The sequence below is a fragment of the Pantoea sp. IMH genome (genome assembly GCF_000599885.1).
Classification (GTDB): Bacteria; Pseudomonadota; Gammaproteobacteria; order Enterobacterales; family Enterobacteriaceae; genus Erwinia.
In genome coordinates, this window is the sequence record NZ_JFGT01000002.1 from 567,535 (window position 1) to 589,046 (window position 21,512).

The 21,512-nt window shown below is 56.3% G+C and carries 16 protein-coding genes and 1 pseudogene; 10 read left to right on the plus strand and 7 right to left on the minus strand.

All coding sequences use genetic code 11. The features are described 5' to 3' along the window. Positions 1-29: 29 nt before the first annotated feature. Genes pstB through EA20_RS0102655 form a run of 3 tightly spaced genes read right to left on the minus strand, consistent with a single transcriptional unit; the run spans position 30 to position 4,592 of the window. Entirely contained in the window at positions 30-797 is a 768-nt protein-coding gene (gene pstB / locus EA20_RS0102645) for a phosphate ABC transporter ATP-binding protein PstB (RefSeq protein ID WP_024965353.1), read from the minus strand. A gap of 22 nt (positions 798-819) precedes the next feature. Then, entirely contained in the window at positions 820-2,466 is a 1,647-nt protein-coding gene (pstA, locus tag EA20_RS0102650) for a phosphate ABC transporter permease PstA (protein ID WP_024965354.1), read from the minus strand. Beyond that, positions 2,463-4,592: an ABC transporter permease subunit gene (locus tag EA20_RS0102655; RefSeq protein ID WP_024965355.1), complete on the minus strand. Its 2,130-nt coding sequence runs from the start codon at positions 4,590-4,592 to the stop codon at positions 2,463-2,465. The genes pstA and EA20_RS0102655 overlap by 4 nt, the downstream gene beginning before the upstream one ends. A gap of 168 nt (positions 4,593-4,760) precedes the next feature. Here EA20_RS0102655 and ppk1 point away from each other — a divergent pair, with 168 nt between their 5' ends. From ppk1 to tehB, 3 genes are read left to right on the plus strand one after another with little or no spacing between them, the layout of a single operon-like run. After that, the gene (gene ppk1 / locus EA20_RS0102660) at positions 4,761-6,821 is read left to right on the plus strand and encodes a polyphosphate kinase 1 (RefSeq protein ID WP_024965356.1); all 2,061 of its coding nucleotides are present in this window, start codon (positions 4,761-4,763) and stop codon (positions 6,819-6,821) included. 6 nt (positions 6,822-6,827) lie between these two features. Then, on the plus strand, positions 6,828-8,360 hold the full coding sequence (gene ppx, locus EA20_RS0102665; RefSeq protein WP_024965357.1) for an exopolyphosphatase: 1,533 nt from the start codon (positions 6,828-6,830) through the stop codon (positions 8,358-8,360). Positions 8,361-8,362: 2 nt separating this feature from the next. Continuing rightward, positions 8,363-8,971 carry a tellurite resistance methyltransferase TehB gene (tehB, locus tag EA20_RS0102670; RefSeq protein WP_024965358.1) on the plus strand — a complete coding sequence of 203 codons (609 nt, stop codon included), beginning with the start codon at positions 8,363-8,365 and terminating at the stop codon, positions 8,969-8,971. On the opposite strand, the gene EA20_RS0102675 is transcribed toward tehB, so the two are convergent. Continuing rightward, positions 8,961-11,219, minus strand: coding sequence for an EAL domain-containing protein (locus EA20_RS0102675; protein ID WP_024965359.1), 2,259 nt, complete (start codon positions 11,217-11,219; stop codon positions 8,961-8,963). The two genes, tehB and EA20_RS0102675, sit on opposite strands and share 11 nt — an antisense overlap. A 281-nt stretch (positions 11,220-11,500) precedes the next feature. On the opposite strand from EA20_RS0102675, the gene EA20_RS20045 reads away from it, so the two are divergent. The 6 genes from EA20_RS20045 to EA20_RS0102705 all read left to right on the plus strand — a co-directional run bounded on the left by EA20_RS20045 (position 11,501) and on the right by EA20_RS0102705 (position 16,407). Then, entirely contained in the window at positions 11,501-11,677 is a 177-nt protein-coding gene (locus tag EA20_RS20045) for a YfgG family protein (protein ID WP_071995370.1), read from the plus strand. Between the two features lie 122 nt (positions 11,678-11,799). Beyond that, on the plus strand, positions 11,800-13,236 hold the full coding sequence (mgtE, locus tag EA20_RS0102685) for a magnesium transporter (protein ID WP_024965360.1): 1,437 nt from the start codon (positions 11,800-11,802) through the stop codon (positions 13,234-13,236). 106 nt (positions 13,237-13,342) lie between these two features. Continuing rightward, positions 13,343-14,614, plus strand: a complete 1,272-nt coding sequence (locus EA20_RS0102690; RefSeq protein WP_024965361.1) for a DUF2254 domain-containing protein — start codon at positions 13,343-13,345, stop codon at positions 14,612-14,614. Between the two features lie 305 nt (positions 14,615-14,919). After that, positions 14,920-15,129 (plus strand): YdgH/BhsA/McbA-like domain containing protein, encoded by a 210-nt coding sequence (locus EA20_RS0102695; RefSeq protein ID WP_024965362.1) that lies wholly within the window; start codon positions 14,920-14,922, stop codon positions 15,127-15,129. A gap of 147 nt (positions 15,130-15,276) precedes the next feature. Beyond that, positions 15,277-15,588 carry an antibiotic biosynthesis monooxygenase gene (locus tag EA20_RS0102700; protein WP_024965363.1) on the plus strand — a complete coding sequence of 104 codons (312 nt, stop codon included), beginning with the start codon at positions 15,277-15,279 and terminating at the stop codon, positions 15,586-15,588. 318 nt (positions 15,589-15,906) lie between these two features. Further along, positions 15,907-16,407 carry a GNAT family N-acetyltransferase gene (locus tag EA20_RS0102705; protein ID WP_024965364.1) on the plus strand — a complete coding sequence of 167 codons (501 nt, stop codon included), beginning with the start codon at positions 15,907-15,909 and terminating at the stop codon, positions 16,405-16,407. Between the two features lie 122 nt (positions 16,408-16,529). On the opposite strand, the pseudogene EA20_RS21055 reads toward EA20_RS0102705, so the two are convergent. The 3 genes and pseudogenes from EA20_RS21055 to guaB all read right to left on the minus strand — a co-directional run. After that, positions 16,530-16,661, minus strand: a pseudogene (locus EA20_RS21055) (VapC toxin family PIN domain ribonuclease); the annotation flags it as partial. 95 nt (positions 16,662-16,756) lie between these two features. Then, positions 16,757-18,337, minus strand: coding sequence for a glutamine-hydrolyzing GMP synthase (gene guaA / locus EA20_RS0102710; protein WP_024965365.1), 1,581 nt, complete (start codon positions 18,335-18,337; stop codon positions 16,757-16,759). A gap of 76 nt (positions 18,338-18,413) precedes the next feature. Then, positions 18,414-19,880, minus strand: a complete 1,467-nt coding sequence (gene guaB, locus EA20_RS0102715) for an IMP dehydrogenase (RefSeq protein ID WP_024965366.1) — start codon at positions 19,878-19,880, stop codon at positions 18,414-18,416. 170 nt (positions 19,881-20,050) lie between these two features. Here guaB and xseA point away from each other — a divergent pair, with 170 nt between their 5' ends. Then, positions 20,051-21,427 (plus strand): exodeoxyribonuclease VII large subunit, encoded by a 1,377-nt coding sequence (gene xseA, locus EA20_RS0102720; RefSeq protein WP_024965367.1) that lies wholly within the window; start codon positions 20,051-20,053, stop codon positions 21,425-21,427. Positions 21,428-21,512: the final 85 nt, after the last annotated feature.

A 21,512-nucleotide genomic window follows, 5' to 3' on the forward strand; every position in this document is an offset into this window, starting at 1 on the left:
ATCGGGAGAATCTCCGGTTCTCCCTTTCTTCAGCCGTAGCGCCCGGTAATATAATCCTCCGTCCGCCGCTGCTTCGGCGCGGTAAAGATCGCATCCGTTTCGTCAAACTCCACCAGGCTGCCCTGATGCATAAACGCCGTGTAATCCGATACACGCGCCGCCTGCTGCATATTATGCGTCACCAGAATCAGGGTGAAGTGCTGCTTCAGCGTGCTCATCAGCTCTTCAATCACCAGCGTAGAGATGGGGTCCAGCGCCGAAGTGGGTTCGTCGAGGAGCAACACTTCAGGCTCGATGGCGATCGCTCTGGCGATCACCAGCCGCTGCTGTTGCCCGCTGGAAAGCGTCAGCGCATTCTGCCAGAGATTATCTTTCACTTCGCTCCACAGCGCTGCCGCCCGCAGCGCCCGCTCGACCGTCTCATCCAGCACGCGGCGGTCGCGAACGCCCTGCAAGCGCAGTCCGTAGACCACATTTTCGTAGATGGTTTTAGGAAAGGGATTGGGACGCTGGAAAACCATGCCTACCCGGCGGCGGAGCGCGGAGAGATCCTGCCGTGGGTTCAGCACGCATTCCCCATTAAGCAGAATGCTGCCTTCGGTCCGGCAGTTATCGATCAAATCGTTCATGCGGTTAACAGATCGTAACAGCGTTGATTTTCCGCAGCCGGAAGGGCCAATCAGCGCGGTGATGCGGTTTTTCGGCACCGCCATGGTGATCCCGTTCAGCGCCTGCTTATCGCCATACCAGAGCGACACATTTTCCAGCACCAGGGCATTATCCAGCTCCTCAGGCATTACAGTTCTCTCACAGTCAGGTTCAGTTCATCAGCGCGCGATAACGCTCGCGCAGGCGGTGACGTAGCCCCATCGCCAGCAGGTTAAGCGACAGAATAATAAGCACCAGCAGCAGCGCTGTGGCGAACACCAGCGGCCTGTCTGCCTGGGCATCGGGACTCTGAAAGGCCAGATCGTAGATCTGGAATCCAAGATGCATAAATTTGCGATCGAGATGCAGATAGGGGAAAACGGCATCAACCGGCAGTTCCGGTACCATTTTCACCACGCCCACCAGCATCAGCGGCGCGGTTTCGCCCGCTGCTCGAGCGACGGCGAGGATCAGGCCCGTCAGCATCGCCGGCACTGCCAGCGGCAGCGTGACGTGCCAGAGCGTTTCAGCCCGCGTCGCGCCCAGCGCCAGTGAGCCCTGTCGCAGCGACGGGGGAATGCGTGACAGCCCTTCTTCGGTGGCGACAATCACTACCGGCAGCGTCAACAACGCCAGCGTCAGTGAGGCCCACAGCAGCCCTGGTGTGCCAAATGTCGGCGCGGGAAGCGCAGAAGAAAAGAAGAGCTTGTCCAGACTGCCGCCGATCAGCCAGACGAAAAAGCCCAGGCCAAATACACCGTAAACGATTGACGGCACGCCCGCCAGATTCACCACGGCAATGCGGACCAGCCGGGTCATCAGGCTGTTGCCGGCATACTCATGCAGCCAGATCGCCGCGATCACGCCAAGCGGCATCACCACCACCGACATCAGTAATACCATCAGCACGGTGCCGAAGATGGCGGGAAATACGCCATTGTTACCCAGGCTCTCTCCCGGCGAGTTGCTGACAAAATGCCAGATTTGATGCGCAAAATGCTGAAACTTTTCAGCGTAGCTCATGGTATTGGGTGACCAGGCTGCCAGGATCTGGGTCAGGGGAATATGGTGTTGCCGACCTGAAACATCGCGCAGCACCAGCACCGTATGTTCGCTTTCACTACTCAGTTCCTGCAACCGTTCGGCGCGCAGGGTGAACTGTCGCTGTAGCTCCGCGTTATCGGCCTGATAGATCGATTCCGCCTGGGCATTGTAGGCGTCTGTCTCCTGGAGCTGCTGCCGGCGTAAGGCAAGCTTGCGCATTTCGCCGTTGAGGCGTGCCATGCTGACCTGGCGCAGCGTATCCGCTTCCGCCTGCCGCTCGCGGGTTTGCCGGATACGCTCCTGTAACGTCAGCGCCAGATTTTTCGCCACCAGCGGCTGCCCCTTCTCCAGCAGGCCATCAAACCAGCCATAGGCCATGCCGCCCACGCGTCTTTGCAGAACAATCGCGCCCGCAGGCTGTTCTCGCTGAAGAATATTGCTGCTGAGTACGCTGTGAAAATCGGCGTCGGCAAAATCCCGGTTGCCGGTTTTAATCAGGTAGCGGGTCACTTCCTCTGGCAGCGCCTCCGCGCCGGGCATGCCGCTGGAGACGAGCCGCTGCCGGGAGACCGTTTGCGACTGGGCAATTTCCCCCAGAAGCTGGGTTGTTCCCACCTTCTGCTGGAGAGTGAAAAGCGTTACCGGATGTGGCCAGAAATAGCGCAGTCCCTGCCAGCCCAGCAGCGCAATCAACAGCATAAAAGCGAGCAGGCTGACCGCGACAGCGCCGCCCGTCAGCCAGCGCCAGCGATCGTTTTGACGGGCCGCACTCATCCCTGCCCCTCCAGCTGTCCGTATCGTCTGCGCAGCCGCTGGCGGATCAGCTCGGCCAGCGTATTGACGATAAGTGTGAATATCAGCAGCACCAAGGCGCTTAAAAACAGAATACGGTAATGCCCGCTACCGGCAGCCGCCTCCGGCATCTCAATCGCCACGTTAGCGGCGAGGCTACGTACGCCTTCTAACAGGCCGCCGTCGGTGACGGGCGTGTTGCCGGTTGCCATCAGCACAATCATGGTTTCGCCCAGCGCCCGGCCAAAACCGATCATCAGTGCGGCAAAAATGCCGGCAGACGCGCCGGGCAGGACCACCCGCGTCAGCGTCTGCCAGGGCGTCGCGCCGAGCGCCAGCGATCCCTGTCCCAGCGACGCGGGTACGCTGAAAATGGCATCTTCTGCGAGGGTGAAAATCAACGGCACCAGCGCAAAGCCCATCGCCACGCCAGCAATCAGCAGGTTGCGCTGCTGGTAGTCCCCCAGCCGCTCAGCCAGCCGTTCACCGAAAAGCAGTTGCTCCACCTGCGGCAGCAGCCACAGGCAGGAAATGGTGGTCAGCAGCAGAAGCGGCAGCAACAGCCAGATTTCCCGGCCTTCCGCGCAAAGACGCCTGCGCCAGACCGGCGGCAGCCGCTGCGATGTCCAGCCACATAGCAGCAGGACGCCAGCCAGCGCCAGCGGCAGAAGAAGCACACCCAGCAGCCGATCCGCAAGCTGCGGTGCCAGCCACAATCCGGCGATCAGACCGATGACTACGCTGGGTAGCGCGCCCATCATCTCAATGGCGGGCTTAACCCAGCGCCGCAGACCCGGCGCCATAAACCAGGCGGTATACATCGCCGCGGCCAGCGCCAGCGGCGTGGCAAACAACATCGCCAGCGCCGCCGCTTTCAGGGTACCAACCACCACAGGCACCAGGCTGAATTTTCCCTGGTAATCGTCGTTGGCCGAGGTGGACTGCCAGACATAATCTGGTGCAGGGTAGTGTTCGTACCAGACTTTCTGCCACAGGCTTTTCCAGCTGATATCCGGCCAGGGATTGGTGAGCTTGATATGTTCCCAGCCATTCTGCCGTTCAATCAGCAGACCGTCGCCACGCGGCGCAAAGACCGCATTTTGTATGCCAGGTGCCAGCCGGTGCGAAAATATCGGCCCTTGCTGTTTACTGGCAAACAGCGTGAGTTCTCCCCCTTCGCCCAGCGTGGCAAAAACGCGGCGATGCGCTTCGCTGAACAGCCTGGCGCTGGCGGATGAACCGGCGAAATAGCGGATCTGCCGCAGGCGCGGGCCGGTTCCGGTGGCGATATCAAACCACTGAGCGATCCCCTTTTCATCCGCGATCAGCAGTGAACTGCCGCTGCTGAGCAGGATCATCGCTTGCGGTGAGGGCGTCAGCGTATGGCTGTCCCGCAGTGACAGACCGTCCGGCGTTATCCGCCACACGCGCAATGTCTCTCCGGACAGGGCGAACAAAAGCTTACCGTCTGGTGTCAGCAGAAGCTGTTTCACCCCACGGCTGTCCACACTGAAGCTTAAGGGCGGCTGGGAAGTCTGAAACTGCTGAACGGTAATGCGCTCAGGGTTTGCCTGCGCCACCAGCCATTTTTGCGGGTCGGGATGCGCCAGGCTTAGCGGTGCCGTACGTAAGGCTGGCGCGGCCAGCGGCCTGTCTCCCAGCGGGAACTTCCAGCGCGGTTCGCTCCCGTGAAAATCGGGCTCCACCAGCAACATACCCGCTGCGCTGTTCAGCAGGACGCTACGGTTATCGGCGCTAACAGCAGCAACCGTGCTGCTGCCAACCAGCGTTAACGGCGCGGAAGAAGATTGTCCGGCCAGCGGAATAAAATGCGCCTCGCCGCGCTCGTCAATGCGCCATCCCCACTGCTGTGCGTCATCCATGCCCATGGCAATCGCAGGTCGCGTCTGAGCCAGCGCAATGGTCTGGCTGCCGCTGACAGAAGGCGAGACAAACAGCGGTACCACGACCCAGATCAGCCAGACAAACAGCAGCAGCATTACCAGCAGGATCGCCAGCCCACACGCCATGACGACGCGCCGGGTCAGCCGATCGATAAACCGGCGGCGGCCATCGTTAAACTGTGCGGGAATGGGGGTTGAACTCATGCTTCAGGTCGCTTTCCTTTATGCCAGAAGCCGCTATGTTGCCCGTATGTGGTTAATAAGACAATCCACAATGTCCGTTGGACTTTGCTGCCATACTCTCGCCATAATGAGGTGAGACAATGACCGGTCACAGGCAAATCAGGTCCTGAATCAGCATACGGAGTAAAAATGGGTCAGGAAAAGCTGTATATAGAAAAAGAGTTAAGCTGGTTGTCCTTTAACGAACGCGTTTTACAGGAAGCGGCAGACAAAACCAATCCGCTGATTGAGCGCATGCGTTTTCTGGGAATTTACTCCAATAACCTGGAAGAGTTTTATAAAGTCCGCTTCGCCGATCTGAAACGCCGCATTATCATCGGTGAGGAACAAGGGACCTCCTCCCCTCCCCGCCACCTGCTCAATAAAATTCAGGCGCGGGTGCTGAAAGCGGACCAGGAGTTTGACGGGCTTTATAACGATCTCCTGCTGGAAATGGCGCGCAATCAGATCTTTTTGATTAACGAACGCCAGCTGTCACCAAATCAGCAGAGCTGGCTGCGGCACTATTTCAAACATGAACTCCGCCAGCATATTACGCCTATCCTGATTAACCATGACACCGACCTGATCGAGTTCCTTAAGGATGATTACACCTATCTGGCGGTCGAGATCATTCGGGGTGAAGCGATCGATTACGCGCTGCTTGAGATCCCTTCAGATAAGGTACCCCGCTTCGTTAATCTGCCGCCGGAAACGCCTCGCCGCCGTAAGCCGATGATTTTGCTTGATAACATCCTGCGCTACTGCCTGGGTGATATCTTTCGCGGCTTCTTTGACTACGACGCGCTGAATGCCTATTCGATGAAGATGACGCGCGACGCAGAGTACGATCTGGTGACGGAGATGGAGTCGAGTCTGCTCGAACTGATGTCCTCCAGCCTGAAGCAGCGTCTGACGGCGGAACCGGTCCGCTTCGTTTATCAGCGTGATATGCCGGATGCGATGGTTGAGATGCTGCGTAAGAAGCTGAATATCTCCAATTACGACTCCATCGTTCCCGGTGGGCGCTACCATAATTTTAAAGACTTCATCACTTTCCCGAATGTCGGCAAAGCCAATCTGGTGAACAAACCGCTGCCGCAGCTGCGCCACATCTGGTTCGATCGCTTCCGCAACGGCTTTGATGCCATCCGTAACCGCGACGTGCTGCTCTATTATCCTTATCACACGTTTGAACACGTTCTGGAGCTGCTGCGCCAGGCCTCTTTCGATCCTTCTGTGCTGGCCATCAAGATCAATATTTACCGCGTGGCCAAGAACTCCCGTATTATTGATGCGATGATCCACGCGGCCTATAACGGCAAAAAAGTGACCGTGGTGGTGGAGCTACAGGCGCGTTTTGATGAAGAAGCCAACATTCACTGGGCAAAACGGCTGACCGAAGCGGGCGTTCATGTGATTTTCTCGGCGCCTGGCCTTAAGATCCACGCCAAGCTGTTCCTGATTTCCCGCCGTGAGAACGGCGAGGTGGCGCGCTATGCCCATATCGGTACCGGGAATTTCAACGAAAAAACCGCGCGCATTTACACCGACTACTCGTTGCTGACCGCCGACGCGCGCATCACCAATGAAGTTCGCCGCGTGTTTAATTTTATTGAGAACCCTTATCGCCCGGTCAGCTTTGAACATCTGATGGTGTCGCCACAGAATTCACGCCAGATGCTCTATCAGTTTATTGATAATGAGATCGCCAATGCCCAGAACGGTATTCCCGCGGCCATTACGCTCAAGATAAACAACCTGGTCGACAAGGGCCTGGTTGACCGCCTCTATACCGCCTCCAGCGTGGGCGTGAAGGTGAATCTGCTGGTCCGGGGTATGTGTTCGCTTATCCCCAATCTGGTAGGCATCAGCGACAATATTCGCGTGATCAGCATTGTGGATCGCTATCTTGAACACGATCGCGTTTATATTTTTGAGAACGGTGGCGATAAAAAAGTCTTTCTCTCCTCCGCGGACTGGATGACGCGCAATATCGATTACCGCATTGAAGTGGCCGTCTCGGTACTTGACCCGATTCTGAAACAGCGCGTGCTGGATATTATTGCCATCCTCTTCAGTGATACGCTTAAGGCCCGCTTCGTAGACAAAGAGCTCAGTAACCGGTATGTTCCGCGCGGCAATCGCCGCAAGGTGCGCGCGCAGCTGGCTATTTACGATTACATTAAAACGCTGGAACAACCTGACTAACTCATTATGCCAATAACCCAGAAAAATACGCCTAAACCGCAGGAGTTCGCCGCCATTGATTTAGGCTCGAACAGTTTCCATATGGTGATTGCCCGCGTGGTGGACGGCGCTATGCAGGTGCTCGGCAGATTAAAACAGCGGGTCCAGCTGGCCGATGGCCTGGATCATAATAACGTGCTGGGCGAAGAAGCCATCCAGCGCGGGCTGAGCTGCCTGGCGCTTTTTGCGGAACGTTTGCAGGGGTTCAGTCCGGCCAACGTGACTATCGTCGGCACCCATACGCTGCGCCAGGCGGTGAATGCCGAAGACTTTCTTCAGCGGGCGGCAGAAGTCATCCCCTACCCGATTGAGGTGATTTCCGGCCATGAGGAAGCGCGTCTGATTTTTATGGGCGTGGCGCATACCCAGCCGGAAAAAGGGCGCAAGCTGGTTATCGACATCGGCGGAGGATCGACCGAGCTGGTGATTGGTGAGGATTTCGATCCCAAACTGGTGGAAAGCCGCCGGATGGGCTGCGTCAGCTTCGCCAATATTTACTTTCCGGCGGGCGTGATCACTAAAGACAATTTCCGGCGGGCGCGCCTGGCGGCGACGCAGAAGCTGGAAACGCTCGCCTGGCAGTACCGCCTGCAGGGCTGGCAGTATGCGCTGGGCGCCTCTGGCACCATCAAGGCGGCCTGCGAAGTGCTGCAGGCAATGGGTGAAAAAGAGAAGCTGATTACCCCGGAGCGGCTGGAAAAGCTCTTTGATGAGGTGATCCGCTTTAAATCCTTCGATACGCTCAGCCTGCCGGGTCTTTCGGATGAACGTAAGGCGGTCTTTGTGCCTGGCCTCGCGATCCTCTGCGGCGTGTTTGACGCGCTCGCCATCCGTGAACTGCGCCTTTCCGATGGCGCCCTGCGGGAGGGGGTGCTCTATGAAATGGAAGGCCGTTTCCGCCATCAGGATATCCGCAGCCGGACCGCACAGAGCCTGGCGAACCATTACGCCATCGACAGCGATCAGGCTAAGCGCGTGCTGGACACGACCGAGCGGCTCTATCTGCAGTGGCGGGATCAGAATCCCAAACAGGCTAATCCACAGCTGGCTGCCCTGCTGAAATGGGCCGCGATGCTGCACGAGGTGGGCCTGACCATCAACCACAGTGGCCTGCAGCGCCATTCATCTTACATCCTGCAAAACACCAATATGCCCGGTTTTAATCAGGATCAACAAACGCTGCTCGCCACGCTGGTACGTTATCACCGCAAAGGCGTGAAGCCCGATGATATGCCACGGCTGACGCTGTTTAAGAAAAAACAGTTCCTGCCGCTGATCTTCCTCCTCCGGCTGGGCGCGCTGTTGAATAATCAGCGTCAGGCCACGTCCCGCCCTGAATCGCTGCGGCTGGAAACGGATGATGGTCACTGGACGCTGACTTTTCCGCAGGATTACTTCAGCCAGAACACGCTGGTGCAGCTCGATCTTGAGCGCGAACAGCACTACTGGAAAGAGGTGACCGGCTGGCAACTGATGATTCAGGAAGAACCTAACGGATAACTATGACCGCTTTACTCCCCGATAACTATTACACCGAAAAGTATCAGCTTACCGCCACGCACTCCGAAGTGGTTGACGCGGTGAAGCTGATCCCGCCAGGCCGCGCGCTCGATTTAGGCTGTGGCAATGGCCGCAACTCGCTCTACCTCAATCTGAAGGGGTTTGACGTGACGGCATGGGATCTGAATCCCGCAAGCCTGGCGCGTCTGGATCAGATCGTGGCGGCGGAAAAGCTCACCCGGATCGCGACGGCGCAGAAGGATCTCAATACGTTGCGCTTTAACGGTGCCTGGGATTTTGTGCTCTCAACGGTAGTGATGATGTTCCTGCAGCCGGAAACGATCCCGCAGCTGATTGCTGATATGCAGGCAAGTACGGTAAGAGGCGGCTATAACCTGATCGTCGCGGCGATGGACACTGAAGATTATCCCTGCGATCAGGGTTTTCCCTTCGCCTTCAAGTCTGGTGAGCTCAGTGATTATTACCGCAAATGGCACATCATTAAGTACAACGAGCATGTCGGCCAGCTGCATCGCACCGATGCGCAGGGCAACCGCATCCCCCTGCGTTTTGCCACGCTGCTGGCACAGAAAGAGCAGATCAAAGCCTGACCGCAGAGGCCGGTTTACCGGCCTCTTTTTCCCTGAACCTTAGCAGCGCATCCAGCGAACGGGGTTCACCGATATGAAATCCCTGCAGGTAATCCACGCCAAACTTCCGCAACTGTGCTTCCGCTTCCGCCGTCTCCACGCTTTTGGCGATAATCTGCATCCGCTTTAGTCTGGCAATCGCACAGATCGATTCAATAATCTGATAATCCAGGCTGTTATCGAGCATATTGCGCACGAATTCTCCGTCTATCTTCAGCATATCGACCTGAATTTCTTTCAGCCTGGTATAGCTGGCGTAGCCGCGGCCAAAATCATCAATCGCCACCTTACAGCCCAGCGCGCGCAGCTGGGCAATCGCGCTATTTACCCAACGGGAGTCCGTCAGTACGGGCGATTCTTCCAGCTCGATAATCAGCTGCCACGGCTCAATATTATAGGCCCGCAAAAAGTCCTCAATCTCTCTCACCAGCTGTGGGCGGCAGAGGCTGGCGGCAAACAGATTGATGGCGATCCTGACGCCAGGCAGCGTTTCCCGGTGGCGATCGATAAAGGCCAGGCTATGCTGGATAACCCAGCGATCAAGCTCCCATGTCAGCCCAAACTCATTGACGACAGGTACAAAGCCGGCGGGTTTTACCCATTCGCCGTCGCTGTTTTCCATACGCAGCAGGATTTCATAATAGTCGTCTCCGCGAAGGCCACGGATTTCCTGCGCCAACAGATGAAAACCGTCATGGCGCAGCGCGCGCTGGATCTCATTAAGCAGCGCAATTTTGTCGTTAACCTGGCGCTGCACCAGCCTGGGATTATTCTGCTGAAGATGTTCCACCTGCCCGCTTCTGAGGGCATTTTCAGCCAGGGTACCCAACTCGCCGAGCAGCTCATGCAGGTGGTTAAACGGTGGCCGCACACCGCAGTAGCTTATTCCCACCGCCGGATGGATCGGAAGTCCGTCCCAGGTAAGATGAAAATCTCTCAGCCGCACGGCTATTCTGTCAATCCTTGCCAGATGTCCCTCATGATCAAGCCTTATCACCAGATCGACGCCCGGGAGCTGATAGACCTTCTCGCCAGGCAGAAGATCGGGCACCAAATGGCTCGCCAGGCTGCGTTCGTACTGAATACGCATTTGCAGACCGTAGGTTCTGCTCAGGCGATCCAGTTCAGGTATGCTGAGAAAACAGAGCGTGGACGGTGAAGCCTGCGCCAGCGCCTGTTTCAGCGCACGCAGATTGGGCAACCCCATCACCGGATCGATCAGCGCCATCCTTTTCGCTTTGCTGAGCGCATGACGCTGACGCGTGCTGATGGAGGCCATCAGCAAAATGGTCAGGGTGAACACCAGCAGATTTGCTGACATCACCGCGAGATGATAGGGATCGGTGACCGGACTAAGGAAGCGATCGCGCAGCTGATAAAGCAGCAGCAGAAGCAGCGCCCAGCTGATCGAGGTAAAGAGATAGCCAAAGCGCAGAGCTGACCAGAGCATCAGCGGCAGCAGCAGCGGCAAACCATAATCCGTCGCCAGCAGACTTTGCTCACCGTCATCAAACTGGAGCAGCAAGCCCAGCAAAAAAATGACCAGGCAGCCCCAGACAATAAATTCATGCCCCCGGACTTCCAGCGCCAGCTGCTTTCTGATCCGGACATAAATGACCTGCAGGAAACCGGGGTTGCGCAGGCAGCGGATCACAAAATAGCAGAGCTGAATCATGGTCAGGCAGGAGAGCAGCACAGACTGGTAGTTGAGCAGCATGGAAAGCGAAAAAGCGTTGCGGAAAAATACCGAACGGCTGAGCGGCAGCAGCCCGACAGCGGCAAGGAGCTGCAAAAGTAGCGTCAGCAGCGTCGGGATGAGAAAAGCCAGCCAGAACAGACGCACCGGCATCAGCTTCAGCTCGCCGTAATCAACGCACCAGCGGCGTCCTGACTGCATCCTGTATCCGCCCCAGCCGCTGACCAGTACGAACAGGTACACACCGATTATCAGCGTCGCCGTACCCGGCGGATAGCGATGAAAAAAGTAGACGATAAGCGCCAGCACGATGCCCGGAAACGCGCGCCAGTCATAAACAAGCAGCATCGCAACCAACATCGCCAGCGGCAGATAGATCAGATAGACGTAACCTTCAGGCATCCAGAGCCGGACAGAGAGCAGAACGGAAAGCGGCATTAAGGTCAGAGGCAGAAAGAGAGGTAGCCCCCAGGTGTGCTTACTAAAGCGTTTAAGCCAGGCGGTAATTTTCATGTAATCCGGTCCTGAATAACATTCCTGAAGCGGCTCTCCGGCAAAGGTGATGAATCATTTTGCCGCAATAGTATGCATAACCGGCGGGCAGTAATTGATCCAGGACAAAAATCAGGCCGCTTTTGCCCTTAACGGAAATCTCGTTCAGGAAAGCGTTAGTCTCAGGCCGTCACACTCGTGGCTTATTGCCTTGTATGACTTCAGCCGCCAAAACGTTGACCTTGTCACGCGGCTGTGCGTAAATTGCACTATCGCCTTCGGGCTTACCTCAGGAACACCGCGTGAACAGCGCTATGCCACTATTCAAACGTAAAAAAACCAGCCAGATGACCCGAATCGTACTGCTTGTCAGCTTTATCATTCTCGCCGGCAGGTTACTCTTTGTCGTCCCCGGTGCCATTGAGCACCATCAGCAAAAAAAACAGGACGCTCCCGTACCGGCCGCCATAGCGAAATAGCCCTGGCCCGCGGTTTTCCCTGCATAAAATTGCCTGAATAATTTCGACTTTTTCGCCGCTTATCTCCGTTTTAAGCAATACTTATTGCTTAGCCCGTTTTTGCCAGGCCCAAGGGAATTTTTATGTCTGTCGCTTTATCTCATGCTCAGCAACTCTCTGAGATTCGTCACCGTATCCTCAATCTTCTGCTTAACGATAACGACCTTGTCGATACCCTGCTTGGCCGTCCCCTGAAAGAGACGCCCGCCGAGGCCATCGCACATGAGGAGCAGGCGGAAGAGATCAGGCAATATATTCCGCTGCTTCACGCCGCCGACCTCGCCGACTTACTCGAAGCGCTGCCCGAAGACGAACGCCTGGCGTTATGGCAACTGATAGGCACCGAACGACGCGGGACGGTGCTGGTTGAGGCTTCGGAAAGCGTCTGGGAAAGCCTGATTGAGGAGATGAGCGACCGCGATCTGCTCCGCGCCATCGCCCCGCTGGATATTGACGATCAGGTTTATCTTGCCAAATATCTTTCCCGTGACTTAACCGGTCGCCTGCTCACCTCACTCGATCCGGCGCTGCGTTCGCGCGTGCTGGAAACCGTGCATTTCGATCGCGACCGCGTTGGCCGCATCATGGACTTTAAGCTGATTACCGTACGGGCAGACGTCACGCTGGCAGCCGTACAACGTTTTCTTCGGCGCAATAAAGCCATTCCCGAGGGCACGGATAAGATTTTTATTACCGACAAAAAGAACAGATTGCTCGGCGAGCTGCCGCTGACCGCCATCCTGCTCAATAAGCCGGACACGCCGGTGATGAAGGTAATGAACGATCGCCCCACGACCTTTCTGATTGATGATAAGGCTGAAGATGCCGCTGGCGCATTTGAACGTTATAACCTGATCTCTGCGGCGGTCATTGATGCAAAAGGCAAGCTGATAGGCCGTGTCACCATCGAGGATGTGATGGACCTGGTCAATGAAGCCAACGACAGCAATATCCGTAAGATGGGGGGTGTTAATCCGGACGAAGATGTGTTCGCCCCGGTCAGAAAAGCTGTACGAACCCGCTGGACCTGGCTTGCGCTTAATCTCTGCACCGCCTTTGTCGCCTCGCGGGTCATCGGCCTGTTTGAAGACACGATTTCCCAACTGGTCGCGCTGGCCACGCTGATGCCCATCGTCGCGGGAATTGGCGGCAATACCGGGAATCAGACCATCACCATGATCGTCCGGGCGCTGGCGCTGCACCAGGTAGAGCCGGGCAACTTCAAATTCCTGATTGGGCGTGAGCTGGGCGTGGCGTTAATCAACGGGTTGTTCTGGGGCGGCATCATGGGCGGCGTGACCTGGGCGATGTATGGCAATATCGAACTGGGCGGCGTGATGATGCTGGCGATGGTGCTGAATTTATTACTGGCCGCGCTGATGGGGGTGCTGATCCCGCTCTTTATGATCAAAATGAAACGCGATCCGGCCGTTGGCTCCAGCGTACTGATTACCGCGCTGACGGATACCGGCGGCTTTTTTATCTTTCTGGGGCTGGCGACTCTGTTTCTGCTGCACTGAAAGCACAAGGTTCAGTATGACCCGCCTGACGGGTCGCTGTTAACAGAAACGCGGTCTGCATGGATTTTTTCTGTTTCTCACTGACCGCCCGATAAAGGGAATAATGATGATCTCTCGCTGGCGATGGCTTCTGGGACAAATTTTCAAGAAACTCTGGTTCCGCGCCACGCTGTTCGCTATCGCGGCGGTGATCACGGCGCTGGTTTCTGTCGTTTTTAAGTCAATGATCCCGCTCTCCTTTTCGGTGAAGGTCGGCGCTGAGGCCGTCGACCACATCCTGAACATTCTTGCTTCCAGCATGCTGGCCGTCACCACCTTTTCACTGAGCATTGTGGTTTCGGCCTACGGTTCCGCCACCACCAATGTCACGCCGCGCGCCACCCGTCTGGTTGTCGAGGATGTGACGACCCAGAATGTGCTGGCCACCTTTATCGGCTCCTTCCTCTTCAGCCTGGTGGGCATTATCGCGCTGAATATGGAGGTCTATGGCAGCCAGGGTCGGGTGATTTTGTTTGCGGTGACGCTGGTGGTGATCGCGCTGATTTTAATCACGCTGTTACGCTGGATACAACATCTTACCGCGCTTGGCCGGGTGGGCGAGACGACGGCGACGGTTGAAAGCGCGGCGATGAAAACCTTTATCGCCAGAGCGAAAGACCCTTGCCTTGGCGGCTATCCGTGGCTTGAGGCAGACCGCCAGCCTGCCGGCACCAGGGCTATCTATCCGCAGCAAATCGGCTATGTCGAACATATTGATATCGGCAGACTGGCCGCCTTGCTCACGGAGCGTCCAGAGCATATTTATCTTGTCGCCCAGCCTGGCAGCTTTATACATACCGCCCGACCAGCGATCTATATTACCGGCAACGTGACGCCCGAACTGAGCCAGCAGCTCCTCGCCGCTTACAGCATTGCCGATACCCGCTCCTTCAGTCAGGATCCGCGCTTCTGTTTATGCGTGATGGCGGAGATCGCCTGCCGGGCGCTCTCACCTGCCGTCAACGATCCCGGCACCGCCATTGATGTGATTGGCCGCGCCGTCAGGATCTTATCTGCCTATGGCAGCCATCTTTCGCCAACCAGCGAAGTACGCTATCCGATGATCCATATTGCCCCGATCTGCACCGACAGTCTCTTTGATGACTTCTTCTCGCCCGTTGCCCGGGATGGCGCCGCCATGCGGGAAGTGCAAATCCGGCTCCTAAAAGCGCTGGCCATGCTGGTTGAAGGCTGGCCAGAACACTATCGCAATAGTGCCACGGCACATGCGACAGAAGTCCTGCACTATATTGAGCGGGAGAACTACATTCCCTCCGATCGCCAGCGTATCCACGAGCTCTTTCACAGCCTCTTTTCTGTCAGCAAACAGGACGCCTGAAGCACAGAAACCGTATCAGGCAGGGTTTGAGCTCCTGCCCGGTTGGCGGCAAAGCGAATCAGGCGCATTTTCGCTTTCTGGCAAACGGACAGGTAACCCGCCAATACGGCTGTACTGGATAAGTAGCCGCGAGACCTCTTTATTGAGGTCGCTTCACCAGTGCTTCGGCCCGCAGAAATATCATTCAAATTTTATGATTAATTACAGCAAATAGTTCAGCTTTCACTCAGTCATGGTCAGGGCTATTATCTAACACATCAAGGCAGAACGCCTTACAACTGATAAAAATCACTCAGGAAATGACCATGAAAAACATCAAAACTTTCGTTGCAGTTACCGTGCTTTCACTAATCTCTTTCGGCAGCTTCGCGCAGAGCGTTACCGCCTCCGCTTCCACACTTGATGCGGCTGAAGCGCAGATTGCCGACCAGGCTCAGCAGGCTGGCGCAGCTTATAAAATCACGGGCGCCCGTGTTGATAACCGCGCCTACGTCTCTGCCGAACTGATTAAGTAAGTCCGACATCTACGCTAAGCTCTGAGGCTGCCCTGTGGGCAGCCTTTTTTATTGCTTGCGGTGTGCAGGTGATCCCGTACGGATACCTCAAGGCTCCTGTAGATCGTGTTAGGGTTGATTTTGTTTGCATAACATATGGATGAATTAATGATTGTCAGAACATGGCACGGCTGCGTTCCACTGAAACACGCGGAAGGATTTGCCAGGCATCTGCAGAAAACGGGTGTGGAGCATGCTGAACGCACGCCGGGAAATCGGGGGGCTTTTGTTCGCCGGGAGACGCAGGGCGAATGGGAACATTTCTTTCTGGCGACTTACTGGGAAGATCTTGCGGCGATAAAAGCCTTTGCCGGCGAGGCTTATCAGGTTGCCGTTACCTATGCTGACGATGAGCAGTTTGAATTACTGTCCGACCCTTATGTTTTCCAGCACGTTGTTGAGTCCGTGTCAGCGCTGTAAACCTTCACAGGTCGCACACAGATGGCGGCCTTTTTAGCCCAATTTAGTATGTTGTAACTATAAAGCGCATTATTTCCTTCACTCTATTAGCCACAGCTATCAGCGAGTAAACACCACGTTTTATTACGGAGAAACCTCTTATCAGATGATCAATAGCGCAGGAAACGGCCTGGCGGAACAGGCAACTGGCCCACTCTTTTCTGGATAGTTTCATCAGCAAATCCGGGACTTGTTGAGATAACCTTGTCACCGGGCGCGATGAGATGCAGTATCAGGATAAAGAGAAAGCGGCTTATATCACTGAAAAGGAGTTATTTGATGCAGGTGGAAATTCGCAGTGCAGAGCCTTCTGATGCAGAACATTATCAGCGCATATACAGTCAAAGCCCGGTGCAGGCAAATACCTTACAGCTCCCCTCTTCTTCACTTGAATACTGGAAAGAGAAACTTTCTGTCTGTGCTAAACAGGGCAAGTTGCGTTTTGTGGCGCTGGTTGACGGAATCGTTGCCGGCGAACTGACAATTTATACCCAGCAGAATGCCCGGATAAGTCATGTGGTCAGCTTCGGCATCGGCGTTGATCCCGCTTTTGCCGGGCAAGGTGTTGGCTCAGCGTTAATGAAATTCTGCCTCACCTACGCCTTCAACTGGCTGGCCGTAAGAAAAATTGAGCTGGAAGTTTTTCATGACAATGAAGTCGCCATTGGGCTCTATAAGAAGTTTGGTTTCCGGGAAGAGGGTTTAAAGAAAGGTGCCGCCTTCAGAAATGGCCGGTATGAGGACGTTCTGCTGATGGCTAAAGATTCGCCGCATATTTAAATGAGCCGCATCTGTTTCTGCGATAAGGACCTGGAGTGAGATTTAACGCAAGATAAAGGGTAAATAGCGAGCTGAATGATGCGGATGCCTGCATCATTCAGCTACAGGAGACAGAAAACTTTTTATCTGACGCTCCCGTTTTCCAGACGTAATCCACTAACACGTTCAAACTCACGGGTGTTGTTTGTAACCAGAACCAGTGCGAGCGAGCAGACATGCGCTGCAATCATACCGTCATACGGACCGATCGCCCTTTGCAGCGGAAAGCGCAGAAACAATAAAGCCCGCAGTTACGCGGGCTTAGAGATGTTTTACTGCTTTTACGTGCAGGCTGTTGCCAGACGCGAAATCATTCCCACTCAATCGTCGCAGGCGGCTTACCGGAGATGTCGTAGACCACGCGGGAGATGCCGTCGATTTCGTTGATGATGCGGTTGGAGACGCGGCCCAGGAATTCATAAGGCAGATGCGCCCAGTGCGCGGTCATAAAGTCGATGGTTTCAACTGCACGCAGCGAGACGACCCAGTCATATTTACGACCATCGCCCATCACGCCGACGGAGCGGACCGGCAGGAATACCGTGAATGCCTGGCTGACTTTGTTATAGAGATCGGCCTTATGCAGCTCTTCGATAAAGATTGCATCGGCACGGCGCAGCAGGTCGCAATACTCTTTCTTCACTTCACCCAGTACGCGCACGCCCAGACCCGGTCCCGGGAAAGGATGGCGGTAAAGCATATCGTACGGCAGGCCCAGCTCCAGACCAATTTTGCGCACTTCATCTTTGAACAGCTCACGCAGTGGTTCCACCAGGCCCATCTTCATCTCTTTCGGCAGGCCGCCAACGTTGTGGTGAGATTTAATCACGTGCGCCTTGCCGGTGGCCGAAGCGGCGGATTCAATCACATCCGGGTAGATGGTTCCCTGCGCCAGCCACTTAACGTCCTGCAGCTTCAGCGCCTGTTCATCAAACACTTCCACGAAAACGCGGCCGATGATCTTGCGCTTGGCTTCCGGCTCATCCGTGCCCGCCAGCGCATCGAGGAAACGTTTTTCCCCTTCCACATGGATAATGTTCAGGCCGAAATGGTCACCAAACATATCCATTACCTGCTCCGCTTCGTTCAGGCGCAGCAGGCCGTTGTCGACAAAGACACAGGTCAGGCGATCGCCAATGGCGCGGTGCAGCAGCATCGCGGTCACGGAAGAGTCGACGCCGCCGGACAGGCCGAGGATCACTTTATCGTTGCCGACCTGCTCGCGCAGGCGCTCAACGGCATCTTCAATGATTTTGGCCGGAGTCCAGAGCGCCTCACACTGGCAGATATCCAGCACAAAACGTTCCAGCAGGCGCAGGCCCTGACGGGTATGCGTCACTTCCGGGTGGAACTGGACGCCGTAAAAACGCTTCTCTTCGTTCGCCATAATCGCGAACGGGCAGCTTTCGGTGCTGGCAACGGTCACAAAGTCGGACGGAATCGCCGTCACTTTATCGCCGTGGCTCATCCAGACATCCAGCAGCGGCTTGCCATCCGCGCTCAGCGAGTCTTCGATGCCACGTGTCAGCGCACTGTTGACGAGGACTTCAACCTGCGCGTAGCCGAACTCACGCTCGCTGGAGCCTTCCACCTTGCCACCAAGCTGCTGTGCCATCGTCTGCATACCGTAGCAGACGCCGAAGACCGGCACGCCCGCGTTGAACACATATTCCGGCGCGCGCGGGCTGTTGTGCTCGGTGGTGCTTTCCGGGCCGCCGGAAAGAATGATGCCGTTTGGATTAAACTGGCGGATCTGCTCTTCGGTGACGTCCCACGCCCAGAGTTCGCAGTATACGCCCAGTTCGCGCACGCGGCGGGCAACCAGCTGCGTATACTGCGAGCCGAAATCAAGGATCAGGATGCGGTGTTTGTGGATATTTTCCGTGGTCATTGGGCTATTCCAGAGCGATGAACAAATACAGGGATAAAGTAAATGCCCGGTCAGCGCCGGGCATCAGGCCGGGTTATCAGGAACCCATGCGGTAGTTTGGCGACTCTTTGGTGATAGTCACGTCATGCACGTGACTTTCGGTAATGCCTGCGCCGCTGATGCGGACAAATTCCGCTTTGGTACGCAGCGCTTCGATAGTACCGCAGCCGGTCAGGCCCATACAGGAGCGCAGGCCGCCCATCTGCTGATGAACGATCTCTTTCAGACGGCCTTTATAGGCGACGCGGCCTTCAATGCCTTCCGGCACCAGCTTATCCGCCGCGTTGTCGGTCTGGAAGTAACGATCGGAAGAGCCTTTGGACATCGCGCCCAGCGAGCCCATGCCGCGATAGGATTTAAACGAGCGGCCCTGATAGAGTTCGATTTCGCCCGGCGACTCTTCGGTGCCCGCCAGCATAGAGCCAACCATGACCGCGCTGGCGCCAGCCGCAATCGCCTTGGCGATGTCGCCGGAGAAACGGATACCGCCATCAGCGATAACAGGGATACCGGTGCCTTCCAGCGCGGCAACCGCGTCAGAAACCGCCGTGATCTGTGGCACGCCGACGCCGGTAACGATACGGGTGGTGCAGATTGAGCCAGGGCCGATCCCCACTTTCACCGCGCTGACGCCCGCTTCAACCAGCGCCAGCGCGCCAGCGCCGGTGGCCACGTTGCCACCAAGAATTTGCAGGTCAGGGTACTTGGCACGGGTTTCACGGATACGCTGTAAAACACCTTCAGAGTGGCCGTGCGAGGAGTCAATCAGCAGCACGTCAACCCCAGCCGCGACCAGCGCGTCGATCCGCTCTTCGTTACCCGCACCAGCACCTACCGCTGCACCGACGCGCAGGCGGCCTTCCTGATCTTTACAGGCGTTAGGCTTACGTTCGGCTTTCTGGAAATCTTTCACGGTAATCATGCCCAGCAGATGGAAAGCGTCATCCACCACCAGCGCTTTTTCGATGCGTTTTTCATGCATCTTTTGCAGCACCACTTCGCGCGCTTCACCTTCGCGTACGGTGACCAGACGATCTTTCGGCGTCATCACTGCAGAAACCGGCAGGCTCATATCGGTAACAAAACGGACGTCACGACCGGTGATGATGCCCACCAGTTCGTTGTCGCCGTTAACCACGGGATAGCCCGCGAAGCCGTTGCGCTCGGTCAGCGCTTTCACGTCGCTCAGCGCGGTAGTGGGCAGCACGGTTTGCGGATCGGTCACCACGCCGCTTTCATGTTTCTTCACCTTGCGGACTTCTTCCGCCTGGCGCTCGATGGACATGTTTTTATGGATAAAACCCAGACCGCCTTCCTGCGCCAGCGCAATAGCCAGGCCCGCTTCGGTAACGGTATCCATAGCGGCGGAAAGCATAGGGATGTTCAGGCGGATGGTTTTGGTAAGCTGGGTGCTGAGGTCGGCCGTGTTAGGCAATACAGTCGAATGAGCGGGAACGAGCAGAACGTCGTCAAATGTCAGGGCTTCTTTAGCGATTCTTAGCATGGCAATATCTCAACCTCAGGGTGAATGAGAACTTGTAAAATATTGCCGCGGCATTATACAGGGCGTAATCGATTGCCTCCAGCATTATTTACTTAAAATGCTTGATCCCCTGTTTCAGGCATGTAGTATCGGATGATTAACCTCCTGATTTAAAGTTTGATCTTCATCACATGTCGCTACCACCGTCCGCCACTGTTTTTACCGTCAGCCGTCTCAATACCACAGTGCGTAAGCTGCTGGAGATGGAGATGGGCCAGATCTGGCTGAGTGCTGAGATCTCAAACTTTTCCCAGCCCTCTTCCGGCCACTGGTACTTCACCCTGAAAGATGATGGTGCTCAGGTGCGCTGCGCGATGTTCCGTAACAGCAACCGCCGGGTGACGTTTCGTCCGCAGCATGGACAGCAGGTGCTGGTCAGGGCCACCATTACGCTGTATGAGCCACGCGGCGACTACCAGCTCATTGCGGAAAGCATGCAGCCTGCCGGTGAAGGAGTGCTGCAACAGCAGTTTGAGCAGCTTAAGCAGAAGCTGGCGGCGGAAGGATTATTTGAGCAGCAACATAAACAGCCGCTGCCTGAGCCGGCGCATCAGGTTGGGGTAATCACCTCCTCCACCGGCGCGGCGCTGCATGATGTCCTGCGCATTCTGCACCGCCGCGACCCTTCGCTGCCCGTGATCATCTACCCGACGCCGGTACAGGGCGTGGATGCGCCAGCCAGCATTGTGCGTGCGATCGAAGTGGCCAATCAGCGAGGCGAATGTGATGTGCTGATTGTGGGACGCGGCGGCGGATCTCTTGAAGATTTGTGGAGCTTTAACGATGAGCGGGTCGCACGCGCCATTTTCGCCAGCCTGATCCCGATCGTCAGCGCCGTAGGCCATGAAACGGATGTGACCATCGCGGACTTTGTGGCCGATTTGCGTGCGCCAACGCCGTCAGCGGCGGCGGAACTGGTCAGCCGCAATCAGATTGAACTGCTGCGCCAGCTGCAAAACCAGCAGCAGCGGCTGGAAATGGCGATGGACTATTTTCTGGCGCAAAAAAACCGTCGTTTTTCCCGCCTGCATCACCAGCTTCAGCAGCAGCACCCTCAGCTACGCCTGGCACGCCAGCAGACCGCCCTGATGAAACTCCAGCGCCGTCTGGACGACGTGATGCAAATCCATCTGCGTCAGGCAGACCGTCGCTTAGAACAGATTGAGCAGCGTCTGAGCGCCTTTCAGCCGCAGCATCGCCTTCATCGTCTCCAGCAGCAATTTCAGCAGTGGCAGTATCGCCTTCAGCAGGCGATGCAGCAGCAGCTAAACGGAGATAAGCAGCGTTTCGCCACGCTTGCCGCACAGCTTGAGGGCGTCAGTCCGCTGGCGACACTGGCCAGGGGGTTCAGCGTCACCACCTCTTCTGAGGGGGAAGTGATCAAACAGACGCGCCAGCTCCATCCCGGCGATCTGCTGAAAACCCGCCTGGACGATGGCTGGGTGGAAAGCGAGGTCACGCTCATCACGCCAGAGAAGAAATCCCGCAGCCGTAAAAAGCCGCTCTGAGAGGCGACTGGCGCGCCGTAAGCCCCCTTTTGCGCCCGCTTTCTGCCGCTGAATCGCCTGGCGACTATACTTTTCAGACATACAT